Origin of the sequence: Pseudomonas sp. SJZ078, from assembly GCF_007828255.1 — a bacterium.
Taxonomy (GTDB): Bacteria; Pseudomonadota; Gammaproteobacteria; order Pseudomonadales; family Pseudomonadaceae; genus Aquipseudomonas.
Genome location: NZ_VIUG01000002.1, coordinates 257,793 through 270,897, shown reverse-complemented (window position 1 = coordinate 270,897; position 13,105 = coordinate 257,793). Strand labels below are relative to the sequence as shown.

Here is a 13,105-nt window from a genome sequence, read left to right as displayed (position 1 = left end):
GCTCACAGCCTGCCCGCCTTGGTCTTGCTAAGGTTTCCGTCAACCGGTGCACCCTCGCTGGTTGACGGAAATCCTGGCAGGCCCTAGGGTTGTCTACAACGTATACACCCAAGGGTATCTCTCATGGCCTCGCCTGTTTTGTCGTTTCGTGTGGAAGAAGGTCTGGCCCAGCAGCTGGACTTGTTAGCCGCCGCCACCGAGCGCGACCGTCAGTATCACCTCAAGCGTGCACTGGTCCGATATGTGGAAGCCGAGTCCTGGCATCTGCAAGCCATCAGCGAAGGCATGGCAGATGCCGACGCTGGAAATCTGACCGATCTGGATGCCGTGAAGGCTAAGTGGGCAAAGCGTGCTGCGCATCGTACTGACAGATAAAGCACAAAGTGACCTCGATTCGATTCATGAACACTATCAGGGTGCCATCGGCACGCAAGACGCCACCGATGTCATCACCTTCATTCTGGAGGCGCTGCAACAGCTGCAGCGTTTCCCCGGCTGCGGCCGTCCTTCAGTCGTTCCGGATGTTCGAGAACTGGTGCTGACACGCTACCCATTCGTTGCACCTTACCGGGTCGTGCAAGATCAATTGCAGATCCTGCGCATATTGCACCAGCGCACAGAACGTCCCCGGGACTGGTCGATGGAATAAGCATTGACGCCGCCCGGACCGGCTCCAGTACGACAACCGGCTCAAAACCGCGAAACACTCCTCATCGCATCCACCAGGTAACGCATGGCGATCCGGTCGTTTTCCGACAGCTCGCGGTAGCGTTCCACCAGTCGCAGTTCCTCCAGGCTAAGGCGCCGCGTCCGGCGCGCGCTATGCAGGCATGGAAGAAGCCCCAGCATTTCGGCAATGCCCTGTAGTTTCGTCATGAACGGTGTCCTTGTGTACGTCGAATTGATTCCCGGAGCCTGCCGGGCCCGCGGACGGAACCCCTTGCCAAGCTAAGAATAGGGGCGATTCACACAGCGAGGAGGCAGTTTTAGAGTAATTAGTCAAAAAAATGCAGAGGCCTCCAAGAAAAAAGAAATATCTGTAAGGAAATTTAACCGAGCCACGCTTTCCTTTTCTCAGTCGTCGACGTATCCCCTATGATTTTGCGCCTCGGTGAACCGATCCGGTTCTCAGGCATCTGTTTTAACGTTCGTTTGGCCAAAGGCATGTCCGAACTCCTTTATCAGTTGTATCAGTCCCTGTTGCCAGGAACGGCTGGGGATTGTTTCGAGAAAGGTTGTATTTATGCATCGCAGGAACCTGCTCAAGGCCTCCATGGCTTTTGCCGCCTATACCGGACTCACGGCTTCAGGCCTCATGGCCGCACGAGCCTGGGCCGCCGATCAGACGGCAGACGGCGAAGCCCGTCCCTTCGACTTCAAGACCTTGAAAGACCAGGCCAAGCGGCTGGCCGGACAACGGTACGTCGATACCAAGCAAGTCTTGCCAGAAACACTGGCTATGATGTCGCCACTGCAGTTCAACGCTATCCGGTATGACGCCAACCATTCGCTGTGGAATGAGCTGGATGGCCAACTTGACGTACAGTTTTTTCACGTCGGCATGGGGTTCAAGCAGCCGGTGCGCATGCACAGTGTCGATCCGAAGAGCCGCCTGGCCCGTGAAGTACACTTCCGCCCGGAGTTGTTCAACTACGAGAAAACCACGGTCAACACCGCGCAACTGAAGGGTGACCTGGGGTTCTCCGGGTTCCGCGCCTTCAAGGCGCCGGAACTGGATCGCCACGACATCGTTTCGTTTCTGGGTGCCAGTTATTTCCGCGCCGTGGACGCCACTGGTCAGTACGGGCTCTCGGCCCGCGGACTGGCAATCGATACGTATGCCAAGCACCGCGAAGAATTTCCGGATTTCACTCAGTTCTGGTTCGAAACCCCGGACAAGAACAGCACCCGTTTCGTGGTCTATGCCCTGCTCGACTCCCCCAGCGCCACCGGCGCTTATCGTTTTGACATCGATTGCCAGCCCACACGGGTCGTGATGGAAGTCGACGCCCATATCAATGCGCGTACCGCCATCGAGCAATTGGGCATTGCGCCGATGACCAGCATGTTCAGTTGCGGCACCGTCGAGCGACGCATGTGCGACACCATTCACCCGCAGATCCACGACTCCGACCGACTGGCCATGTGGCGCGGCAACGGCGAATGGGTCTGCCGTCCGCTGAACAACCCCGCCACCCTGCAATTCAACGCCTTTGCCGACAAGAATCCGAAAGGCTTCGGCCTGGTGCAGACCGACCATAGCTTCGAGAGCTACCAGGACACGGTCGATTGGTACAGCAAGCGCCCAAGCCTGTGGGTCGAGCCGACAACGGCCTGGGGTGAAGGCTCTGTGGATCTGCTGGAAATTCCTACAACCGGCGAAACCCTGGATAACATCGTCGCGTTCTGGTCGCCGAAGAAACCGGTCGCGGCCGGCGATTCGCTGAACTACGGCTACAAACTCTACTGGAGCGCCCTGCCACCGGTAAGCACCGAGCTGGCCCAGGTCCACGCGAGCCGTTCCGGCATGGGGGGGTTCATCGAAGGTTGGGCACCGGGCGAGCATTACCCGACCGTCTGGGCCCGACGCTTTGCAGTGGACTTCAGTGGCGGCGGTCTCGACCAGCTACCTCCTGGAACCGGTATCGAACCAGTGGTGACCTGCTCCCATGGCGAGGTGAAAGACTTCAACGTGCTGGTAATGGATGCGATCAAGGGCTATCGCATCACCTTCGACTGGTACCCGACCGATGACCGCGTGGACCCGGTGCAGATGCGCCTGTTCATTCGCAGCAAGGACCGGACCCTGAGCGAGACCTGGCTGTACCAGTACTTCCCGCCCGCACCGGATAAGCGCAAGTATCCCGGACAGTGATCGGGTGCCTGGGCTTGCTCGCGAAGACGGCAGTACAGGCACCAATGATCGCAGAGATGAAAAAGCCCCGGCCAATGACGACCGGGGCTTTTTGCTTTACTGGGCACTCAGTCCCGCAGATCCGACTCATGGATCGGCTGGTCCCGATGGGTCGCCCGCTGATACTGCGCCGGCCAGACGGCCTTGCGCCCACCCAGGTCATCATCGGCATGCAACGCCCAGTAGGGGTCGCGCAACAACTCGCGGGCCAGGAAAATGATGTCGGCCTGGCAGGTGCGCAGGATGTGCTCGGCCTGGGCCGGTTCGGTAATCATGCCAACGGTGCCGGTGGCGATTTCCGACTCTTTGCGCACCCGTTCAGCAAAACGCGTCTGGTAACCCGGACCGGTCGGGATTTCCGCATTCGCCGCGGTACCGCCCGATGACACATCGATCAGATCCACCCCCAACACCCTGAATCGCCGCGCCAACTCGACAGTCTCGTCGGGATTCCAGCCGTCCTCGACCCAGTCGGTGGCAGAGACGCGCACGAACACCGGCAACTCCTGGGGCCATACGGCCCTGACCGCTTCGGTGACCTGCAGTACCAGCCGGATACGGTTCTCGAACGACCCACCATATTGATCGCGCCGCTGATTGCTCAGCGGAGACAGGAATTGATGCAGCAGGTAACCATGGGCCGCGTGGACCTCGACCACCTTGAACCCGGCCGTCAAGGCGCGTCTGGCCGCCTCCACGAACGCCTGGATGACGGCGTTGATCTGTCCTTCGTCCAGTTGAGACGGCTGCGTGTGCTGCGGGTCGAAGGCAATCGGCGAGGGACCGACCGGCACCCAGCCGCCATCCGCAGGCTTCACGCTGCCATGCTTGCCCAACCAGGGCCGCCAGGTACTGGCCTTGCGCCCGGCGTGGGCCAGTTGAATGCCCGGCACTGCGCCCTGGGCGGTGATAAAACGCGTGATGCGTTGCAGGGGCTCGATCTGTTCATCGTTCCACAGCCCCAGGTCCTGGGCGGTGATGCGGCCATCGGCGGTGACGGCGGTGGCTTCGGTGAACACCAGGCCGGCGCCGCCCACGGCACGGCTACCGAGGTGCACCAGATGCCAGTCGTTGGCCAGGCCATCGACACTCGAATACTGGCACATCGGTGATACCGCGATGCGATTGGGCAGGGTCAATTGGCGTACGGTATAGGGTTCAAGCAGCAGACTCATGGGGCACCTCTTCGAATCAGTGGGCAGGCTCCAGGTTCTGTTTGAAAAGTCGACGAGTGACAAAAGGTGCAGCACCCGCCCCCGCGGGCAAAGAAAATGGACAAGACGTCACAAGGGCTATCAACCAGTGTTTAGAGCCTAGTCGACAACGTGGGATAAGGCAGGGTTCCGCGTTTAAAACAAGCTCCTGTGGCGAGGGAAGATCATCGCCCCCGGAAATCCATGTGCCTACCGCGGCTCGATATGGGCAATCATCAACTGCACCGTTTCCTGACCACGAAACTCGTTGAGGTCGAGTTTGTAGGCCAGTTCAACCCAGCGTACGGTCGGGTTCGGCCAGACGTCGCGGTCGATGCCAAAGGCGATGCCGTCGAGCTTCACCGAACCGCATTCGCTCTTGAGGACCACCTTCAGGTGCCGCTCGCCCACCACTCGCTGCTCCACCAGCTGGAACACACCGTGGAACATCGGCTCTGGAAAATGCTGGCCCCAGGGTCCGGCATGACGCAGCGCCCGGGCCAGTTCCAGATGAAACTCTTCCACCGCCAGGGTGCCATCCGACAACAGCCGCCCGGTCAGGTCTTCCTCACGCAACTGCCTGCGCACTTCCGCATCGAAAGCCTCGGCGAACAACGGGAAATTCGCCTCTGGCAATGACAGTCCTGCCGCCATGGCATGCCCGCCGTACTTGGTGATCAGGGTCGGATGTTGCGCCGCCACGACGCTCAGGGCGTCGCGAATATGAAATCCCTGCACCGAGCGGCCAGAGCCCTTGAGCATGCCGTCTCCGGCATCGGCGAAAGCAATGGTCGGACGGAAGTAACGCTCTTTCATGCGGGAGGCAAGGATCCCGATGACGCCCTGGTGCCACTGCGGATCGAACAGGCACAGGCCGAACGGCATCGATTCCACCGGCAGCTCCTTGAGCTGGGCCAGCGCCTCACGCTGCATGCCCTGCTCGATGGATTTGCGATCCTGATTCATGCCATCCAGTTGCGCGGCCATCTCCCTGGCCAGCGCCTCGTCGTCGGTGAGCAGGCATTCGATGCCCAGGCTCATGTCGTCCAGGCGCCCCGCCGCATTCAGGCGCGGCCCCAGGATGAAGCCGAGATCGGTGGAGGTAATGCGCGAGTGATCACGCTTGGCCACTTCCAGAATGGCTTTGATGCCGGGGCGCGCGCGCCCGGCGCGAATGCGCTCCAGCCCCTGATGCACGAGGATCCGGTTGTTGGCGTCCAGGGGCACCACGTCGGCCACACTGCCCAGGGCCACCAGGTCCAGCAGTTCACCGATGTTCGGCTGCGGTTTGCTGGCGTACCAACCCAGGCTGCGCAGCCGCGCGCGCAGCGCCATCAACACGTAGAAAATCACCCCGACCCCGGCCAGCGCCTTGCTCGGGAATTCGCAGCCCGGCTGGTTCGGATTGACGATGGCATCGGCCGCCGGCAACTCGATGCCCGGCAAGTGGTGGTCGGTTACCAGTACCTTGAGCCCGGCCGCTTTCGCCGCCGCCACGCCTTCCACACTGGAAATGCCGTTGTCCACCGTGATCAACAATTGCGGCTCGCGGGTCAGGGCGACTTCGACGATTTCCGGGGTCAGCCCATAGCCGTATTCGAAGCGATTGGGCACCAGATAGTCGACATGGGCCGCGCCCAGCAGGCGCAGCCCCAGCAGGCCCACGGTACTGGCCGTCGCGCCGTCGGCATCGAAGTCGCCGACGATCAGGATCCGTTGGCGCTGCTCCAGGGCCACCACCAGCAGATCCACCGCCGCATCGATGCCCTTGAGTTGCTGGTAGGGAATCAGGCGCGCCAGACTCTTGTCCAGTTCGGCCTCGGACTGCACGCCGCGTGCCGCGTAAAGGCGGGTCAGCAGGGGCGGCAGGTCACCGAGGAACGGCAGGGTGTCGGGGAGCTGGCGGGGTTCTATGCGCATGGGGGGACAGACATTTCTCTATTAATTATGGAAGTTCTGGCGAAGAAGCTTATGTGGGAGCGGGCTTGCTCGCGAATGCGGTACGGCATGCAGCCGCGCATCGACTGATACACCGCATTCGCGAGCAAGCCCGCTTTCACAGTGGCCCGATCAACCGCGCTCGCCCAGCAACCACTGCAACTGGACTTCATGCTGGCCACGGTCGTCGGTCACGAATATTGTCCCTTCGCTGATCATGACATCCCACTTGATCACGCGGGGCATGTCCTGGGCCAGGGTTTCCAGCACGTCCTGGGGCACAGCCGCGATGTTGACGTTCTTCAGGCCCTTTACCGCCGGGATCACCTTGCCCTCCCAGACCCGCAAGCTGCCATAAGCCAGCAGGCTGGTGCGTTCGGTACGGCGCGAGCACCAGGTCAGGCGATCGACGTCGGGCTGACCGACTTCGATCCAGTGCAGCACGCGGTCATCCAGGCTTTTTTCCCACAGTGCTGGTTCATCGACATCTGACAGACCGCGACCAAACGACAGCAGCTCGTTGTACCAGAGCGCGTAGGCCAGCAACCGCACAGTCATGCGTTCCTCGGTTTCCGAAGGATGGCGGGCGATGGTCTGCTTCACATTCTCGTAGACGTTGCGGTCGAGGTCGGTGAGGTTCAGTTCAAACTTGTAGGTCGTGGACGGCTGGGCCATGAACGGGCTTCTTGATACGTGGAAAGGCGGCAAGTCTAACCGATGAAACGGCAAATCCACGAATTGCCGACCATCAACCCGCGGCGACGGATGCTGGCCTATGATAAAACGCTCCATTCGTTCCGTTTTGTCCTACAGGATCTTTCATGTCGCTCACAGCCAAACCCCTTGCCGGGGTCAAAGTCATCGAACTCGGCACCCTGATCGCCGGGCCTTTTGCCTCGCGGATCTGTGCGGAATTCGGTGCCGAAGTGGTCAAGGTCGAATCGCCTGACGGCGGTGACCCACTGCGCAAGTGGCGCAAATTGTATGAAGGCACCTCCCTGTGGTGGTTCGTCCAGGCGCGCAACAAGAAATCCTTGACCCTGAACCTGAAACACCCCAACGGCCTGGCGATTCTGAAACAGCTGATTGGCGAAGCCGACATCCTGATCGAGAACTTTCGCCCCGGCGTACTGGAAAAGCTCGGCCTGGGCTGGGAGGTGCTGCACGCACTGAATCCTAAGCTGGTGATGGTGCGCCTCTCCGGGTTCGGCCAGACCGGGCCGATGAAAGATCAGCCTGGGTTTGGCGCAGTGGGCGAATCCATGGGCGGCCTGCGCTACATCACTGGGTTCGAAGACCGTCCGCCGGTGCGCACCGGGATTTCCATCGGTGATTCTATCGCCGCCCTTTGGGGCGTGATTGGCGCACTGATGGCCTTGCGTCACCGCGAAGTCAACGGCGGCAGCGGACAAGTGGTGGACGTGGCGTTGTACGAGGCGATATTCGCCATGATGGAAAGCATGGTGCCGGAGTTCGACGTGTTCGGTTTTATCCGCGAGCGCACCGGCAACATCATGCCCGGCATCACCCCGTCATCGATTCACACCAGCGCCGATGGCAAGCATGTGCAGATCGGTGCCAATGGTGACGCGATCTTCAAGCGGTTCATGCAGCTCATCGGTCGTGACGACCTGGCCAATGATCCGCAACTGGCCGGCAACGACGGCCGTGACAGTCGCCGCGACGAGCTGTACGGCGTCATAGACCGCTGGGTCAATTCACTGCCGCTCGATACCGTCATCGAACAATTGAACCGTGCAGAAGTGCCGGCCAGCCGGATCTTCAGCGCCGAAGACATGTTCAACGACCCACAATTCCTGGCCCGTGAAATGTTCCTGCAAGCCAAGCTGCCAGACGGCAAGGCGTTCAAGATGCCGGGTATCGTACCGAAACTGTCCGACACGCCGGGCAGCGCCGAATGGGTCGGGCCCACGCTGGGGGAACATAATGCCCAGGTGCTTGGCGAACTTGGCTATGACGCGCAGCAAGTCGCTCGCCTGCGCGCGGAGGGGGCAATCTGAAGCTGTCGAACGTGGAACCGTCCGTTGAGGCATTTCCACGCCAGGCGGCAAACGATAGGCAAAAAGAAACCCCGAGAAGTGGGGAGACGACTCGGGGTTAAACGTGACCATTCGAGGTCCGTGCAACAAGCGACAAGCACCGGAGCACAATGCTCGATCTTGCTGGTAAAAGGTCTGACTCCTCAGGTGGTAGGAAGGTTCCCACAACCTGCCATTCAATTCGCTGCGGTCATGACCTTGTCGCGATCCAGATTACGCAGTGCCGCGATCACACAGGGCTCCAGGCGCCCCTCGGCGATCAATACATCCCGATGCAGACCATCGACCACATCCGTCAGTTGACGCTTGTCGGTCAACTGCGCCTGATTGAACACCCTCTCAACCATAATGGCTCCAGAAGCATTTTTCAGCGTCACAAGGCATTCGCCACCGGCGCCGGAGGGGGTCAGCGTGACCTGATACGGGCTCAAAGCCTCACCCAGCAATAGGCTGATACTTTCCATTCGATCACCCTTCAATAGTCCGAAAACAACTGCGTGTACACAGTAAATGACCGTGGGCCGCAGTAGAAAGTTCGTCAGCGCACCGAACCGGCGCTGTTCAACCGAGCATGCGCGTTCAATATGACAGGGAAAGAACAGCTTTCGCGGGTCGCCATTTTTCATCGCCTGCTTGCATCAGGCCAGGATCCTCTGCGAACGCCGCCATCGCCGCCCAGCATCGCTCCAGCCGCCCAGAAGACCGCGCAACTGTCCATCGGCGCCGTAGAATGGCACCGACCAATGGTGGATATCCCGTAATCCACTATTGAACATCAACTGGCGGTCGCTGAAGCGGGACTGTCCGGTTCGCAGTTGCTCCATCATTTCTCCATGCAACAATTCAGCCGTGGCCGCCGGAAACGCGGGGCAATCGGTCAGGCGTGTTCCTCGCAGCTTTTCGAAGCGAGTCGCGAACTGTTCCTCGTAGCTCTTGTTGCACATGAGCAAGCGCCCTTCCAGATCACGGATGAAAATCGGATCGGGGATGGCATCCATCAAGGCCCTCTGGAGCATCACCTGGTCGCTGAGGACGGCTTCGGCCTTGTGGCGTTGATCGATCTGTATCTGCAGGCGGCGATTCCACAGCAGCGACAGAAGGCCGGAGACGCCGAACACGACGACGCACCAGTAGCCCCATTGGGACACCCGCAACCAAAGCGACGGCGCCTTGCTGGGGATGACACCCGCCATCCACTTGGAACGCAGGGCACGCATTTCCTCGGCCGGAAATGCTTCCAGTGCCTTGTTCAGGATACTCAGCAGCGGCAGCAGATCCTGACGTACGGCCAGATAGTCCGGCTCCCATTTGCCATCGAGGTTTTTCCCTACCTTCAACTGTCCCGCCGGGTAGAGATGCACCCCGGTCTCGTTTTCGATGGTGGCATGGGCTTCCCCACTTTCGACCAGGGCCCTCGCCTCTGCGTAGGTCTTGACCGTGCGCAGCGCGACGGAAGGGTGATCACGGCGGATTTCCGTCTCCAAGGCATGCCGTGCTGGCAGCGCCAGGACCTTTCCCTCCAGCTGTTCCAGCGAACGGAGCGCCGGCTCTCCGTCGCGACCGACGAATACCCAGCCGGAACCGCCAAATGCGTGACTGAAGTTGAGAAAATCCCGGCGTTCGTCGTTCATCGCCAGGGTGGTCGTCATATCGGCCTCGCCCCGTTCCAGCATCGCCAGTAACTGGTCGGGGGAGAACGACTCCCGGTGCACGAACTCGAGGCCCGTCATGCGCGCAATACGCAGGAGGATGTCGTTGTTCAGGCCGTTCCATTGCCCACGTTCATTCTTGAACAGGTACACCGGAAACTGCATCGAGGCCACGACGACCCTGGGGTGTTCCTGGATCCACTGCAATTCCTGCGCATCCAGCACCAGCCGCTCGCCGGACTGAAACGGCGGCGCTTCAAAGGCTGCCAATTGTGCCGCCACGCTCCATTGCATCCAGCACATCAAGGCCAGCCCTGTCATCCAGCTCAGCGCTGGTTTGCATTTGATAAAAAACAACATCTGCATTTCCTTCGAGATGACTCGCCCGTCCCTCCCAGGGGCGAAAACCCGATCAGTTTGGCATGCAGAAACAAGAAAGCCCGTCAGGAGACGGGCTTCAAAATGTGACAGGTTTCAGCGGTCAGAGAGGCTTGCCACGGTTGCCATGCTGACTGACAAAGGCCTGCACGGCTTTCAGGTCATTAGGCAGCACTGTGCAGCGCTCTTCTCGCTCAAACAAATCCGAAAGATGTGCAGGTAGTTCAAGCGCTTTTCCTACACCCGCTTTCTCCACCGCTTCCGGAAACTTGACCGGGTGAGCGGTCCCCAGGATCACCATTGGGATATCCAGACTGCGGCGGCACTCACGGGCAGCCCGCACGCCGATGGCCGTGTGCGGATCAAGCAGCTCGCCGCTCTGCCCGAACACCTCGGCAATGGTTTCGCAAGTCTGTGCGTCGTCCACCGCCAGGGAGTCGAACAGCTTGCGGGCTTCGGTCCAGCGCTCGGCCTCGACGCTGAAACCGCCACCCTGGCGGAAACTGTCCATCAGGCCGGCAATCGCCGCACCGTTGCGACCGTGCAGGTCGAACAACAGGCGCTCGAAGTTCGACGACACCATGATGTCCATGGAGGGCGACAGCGTGGCGTGCAGGGTTTCTTTGACGTACTGGTTGCCGCTCATGAAGCGGTGCAGGATATCGTTGCGGTTGGTGGCGACGACCAGTTGATTGATCGGCAGCCCCATGTTGCGCGCCAGGTAGCCGGCGAAGATGTCGCCAAAGTTGCCGGTAGGCACCGAGAACGACACCGAACGGGCCGGACCGCCCAGCTGCAGGGCCGCATGGAAGTAATAGACGATCTGGGCCATGATCCGCGCCCAGTTGATCGAGTTCACTGCCACCAGCCGTGTGCCCTTGAGGAAGCCCTGGTCGGCGAAACTGGCTTTGACCATTTCCTGGCAGTCATCGAAGTTGCCTTCGATGGCGATGTTGTGGATGTTATCGCCGAAGATCGTCGTCATCTGCCGGCGTTGCACTTCCGAGACGCGGTTGTGCGGATGCAGGATGAAGATGTCGACGTTCTCGCAGTGCTTGCAACCTTCGATGGCGGCCGAACCGGTGTCTCCGGAGGTTGCGCCGACAATGACCACGCGCTCGCCACGCTTGTGCAGCACGTAGTCCAGCAGACGACCGAGCAATTGCAGGGCGAAGTCCTTGAATGCCAGGGTCGGGCCGTGGAACAGCTCCATCACCCATTCATTACCGTTGAGCTGACGCAGCGGAGCGATGGCGTTGTGGGAAAAGACGCCATAGGTCTCTTCCAGGATCTTCTTGAAGTCGGCGTCCGGGATGCTGCCGGTGACGAACGGACGCATGACCCGGAAGGCCAGCTCGTGATACGGAAGGCCGGCCCAGGAGGCAATTTCCTCTTGGGTGAAACGCGGCAGGTTCTCCGGCACATAGAGGCCGCCATCCGTGGCCAGCCCAGCCAGCAGGACATCTTCGAAATTCAGGGCCGGTGCCTGGCCGCGGGTGCTGATATAGCGCATAAGGGCAAACCTTTGGTTTGAGCTTCGAGCTTCAAGCCGCAAGCTACAAATTGAAAGCGGATCGGCTTTTACTTGCAGCTTGAGGCTCGAAGCTTGCAGCTTTGATTAATTCAGATGTTCTACGCGGATACGGACTACAGGGCCAACGACGTCCTGCAGGGCCTCCAGCGCGGCGATCGCATCGTTGATACGCTGCTCGACCACACGGTGGGTCAGCAGAATCATCGGCACCAGGCCATCGTGCTCCTCGACTTCCTTCTGCATGATCGACTCGATGTTGATGCCGCGCTCCGACAGGATGCTCGCCACCTGTGCCAGTACGCCCGGATGGTCCTTGGCCTGAATGCGCAAGTAGTAGGCACTTTCGCACGCTTCGATCGGAAGAATCGGATGAGCCGACAGCGAGTCCGGTTGGAACGCCAGGTGCGGCACACGGTTTTCCGGATCGGACGTCATGGCACGCACCACGTCCACCAGGTCGGCCACGACCGACGAGGCGGTCGGTTCCATGCCGGCGCCAGCGCCGTAGAACAGAGTCGAGCCAGAGGCGTCACCGTTGACCATCACGGCGTTCATCACACCGTTGACGTTGGCGATCAGGCGGTCGGCCGGGATCAGCGTCGGATGCACGCGCAGCTCGATGCCACTGGCGGTGCTGCGGGCAACCCCCAGGTGCTTGATGCGATAGCCCAAGGCTTCGGCATAGTTCACGTCAGCGGTAGTCAGCTGGGTGATGCCTTCGGTGTAGGCCTTGTCGAACTGCAGCGGGATGCCAAAGGCGATGGACGCCAGGATCGTCAACTTGTGTGCCGCATCGATGCCTTCCACGTCGAACGTCGGATCGGCCTCGGCGTAACCCAGGGCTTGGGCTTCGGTGAGCACGTCCTCGAAGGTCCGGCCCTTCTCGCGCATTTCGGTGAGAATGAAGTTACCGGTGCCGTTGATGATACCGGCCACCCAATTGATGCGGTTGGCCGACAGACCTTCGCGGATGGCTTTGATCACCGGGATGCCGCCGGCCACGGCGGCTTCGAACGCCACGATCACGCCTTTTTCACGGGCCTTGGCGAAAATTTCGTTACCGTGCACGGCGATCAGCGCCTTGTTGGCAGTGACCACGTGCTTGCCGTTCTCGATGGCCTTGAGCACCAGATCACGAGCCACGGTGTAGCCGCCCATCAACTCGATGACGATATCGACTTCAGGGTTGGCTGCCACGGCGAATACATCGTTGGTAATCGAAATACCGGTCGTCTGGAACTGAGGCTTTGGCGTACGCATGGCAATTTGTGCCACTTGGATTCCACGCCCGGCACGGCGGGCAATCTCCTCGGCGTTACGCTGAAGTACGTTGAAGGTGCCGCCACCGACGGTACCTAACCCACAGATGCCTACTTTGACCGGATTCACTCTTGACTCCCCATGAAACGGCCGACACAAGGTCGGCCGTGAAATACAGC

12 protein-coding genes are annotated in these 13,105 nt (G+C 60.3%); 4 read left to right on the top strand and 8 right to left on the bottom strand.

Annotated features, from left to right (window positions below; translation table 11 throughout):
- The first annotated feature begins 123 nt into the window (after nucleotides 1-123).
- A complete protein-coding gene (locus FBY02_RS03165) occupies nucleotides 124-375 on the top strand; it encodes a CopG family ribbon-helix-helix protein (RefSeq protein ID WP_144923266.1) in 252 nt (83 codons plus the stop codon).
- Nucleotides 350-649, top strand: coding sequence for a type II toxin-antitoxin system RelE/ParE family toxin (locus FBY02_RS03160; RefSeq protein WP_144923263.1), 300 nt, complete (start codon nucleotides 350-352; stop codon nucleotides 647-649). The genes FBY02_RS03165 and FBY02_RS03160 overlap by 26 nt, the downstream gene beginning before the upstream one ends.
- Before the next feature lie 41 nt (nucleotides 650-690).
- Here FBY02_RS03160 and FBY02_RS03155 read toward each other — a convergent pair whose 3' ends face one another.
- Nucleotides 691-876 carry a hypothetical protein gene (locus FBY02_RS03155; protein WP_144923260.1) on the bottom strand — a complete coding sequence of 62 codons (186 nt, stop codon included), beginning with the start codon at nucleotides 874-876 and terminating at the stop codon, nucleotides 691-693.
- Between the two features lie 367 nt (nucleotides 877-1,243).
- Between FBY02_RS03155 and FBY02_RS03150 the strand changes: the two genes are divergently transcribed.
- Nucleotides 1,244-2,875, top strand: a complete 1,632-nt coding sequence (locus tag FBY02_RS03150) for a glucan biosynthesis protein D (protein WP_144923257.1) — start codon at nucleotides 1,244-1,246, stop codon at nucleotides 2,873-2,875.
- 107 nt (nucleotides 2,876-2,982) lie between these two features.
- Here the strand turns inward: FBY02_RS03150 and FBY02_RS03145 are convergent, their stop codons facing one another.
- The 3 genes from FBY02_RS03145 to FBY02_RS03135 all read right to left on the bottom strand — a co-directional run bounded on the left by FBY02_RS03145 (nucleotide 2,983) and on the right by FBY02_RS03135 (nucleotide 6,720).
- Nucleotides 2,983-4,089, bottom strand: a complete 1,107-nt coding sequence (locus FBY02_RS03145; RefSeq protein WP_144923254.1) for an NADH:flavin oxidoreductase/NADH oxidase — start codon at nucleotides 4,087-4,089, stop codon at nucleotides 2,983-2,985.
- A gap of 228 nt (nucleotides 4,090-4,317) precedes the next feature.
- Nucleotides 4,318-6,027, bottom strand: coding sequence for a single-stranded-DNA-specific exonuclease RecJ (gene recJ, locus FBY02_RS03140; protein ID WP_144923251.1), 1,710 nt, complete (start codon nucleotides 6,025-6,027; stop codon nucleotides 4,318-4,320).
- 150 nt (nucleotides 6,028-6,177) lie between these two features.
- Nucleotides 6,178-6,720, bottom strand: coding sequence for a YaeQ family protein (locus tag FBY02_RS03135; RefSeq protein WP_144923247.1), 543 nt, complete (start codon nucleotides 6,718-6,720; stop codon nucleotides 6,178-6,180).
- 146 nt (nucleotides 6,721-6,866) lie between these two features.
- On the opposite strand from FBY02_RS03135, the gene FBY02_RS03130 reads away from it, so the two are divergent.
- Complete coding sequence (locus FBY02_RS03130; RefSeq protein WP_144923244.1) at nucleotides 6,867-8,066, top strand: CaiB/BaiF CoA-transferase family protein; 1,200 nt, start codon at nucleotides 6,867-6,869, stop codon at nucleotides 8,064-8,066.
- Between the two features lie 215 nt (nucleotides 8,067-8,281).
- On the opposite strand, the gene FBY02_RS03125 is transcribed toward FBY02_RS03130, so the two are convergent.
- From FBY02_RS03125 to FBY02_RS03110, 4 genes are all read right to left on the bottom strand, one after another.
- Complete coding sequence (locus FBY02_RS03125; protein ID WP_047702122.1) at nucleotides 8,282-8,569, bottom strand: DUF3509 domain-containing protein; 288 nt, start codon at nucleotides 8,567-8,569, stop codon at nucleotides 8,282-8,284.
- A gap of 174 nt (nucleotides 8,570-8,743) precedes the next feature.
- Nucleotides 8,744-10,114, bottom strand: coding sequence for a transporter substrate-binding domain-containing protein (locus FBY02_RS03120; protein WP_144923241.1), 1,371 nt, complete (start codon nucleotides 10,112-10,114; stop codon nucleotides 8,744-8,746).
- Between the two features lie 121 nt (nucleotides 10,115-10,235).
- Nucleotides 10,236-11,645 (bottom strand): threonine synthase, encoded by a 1,410-nt coding sequence (gene thrC, locus FBY02_RS03115; RefSeq protein WP_144923238.1) that lies wholly within the window; start codon nucleotides 11,643-11,645, stop codon nucleotides 10,236-10,238.
- Between the two features lie 105 nt (nucleotides 11,646-11,750).
- Entirely contained in the window at nucleotides 11,751-13,055 is a 1,305-nt protein-coding gene (locus FBY02_RS03110; protein WP_144923235.1) for a homoserine dehydrogenase, read from the bottom strand.
- Nucleotides 13,056-13,105: the final 50 nt, after the last annotated feature.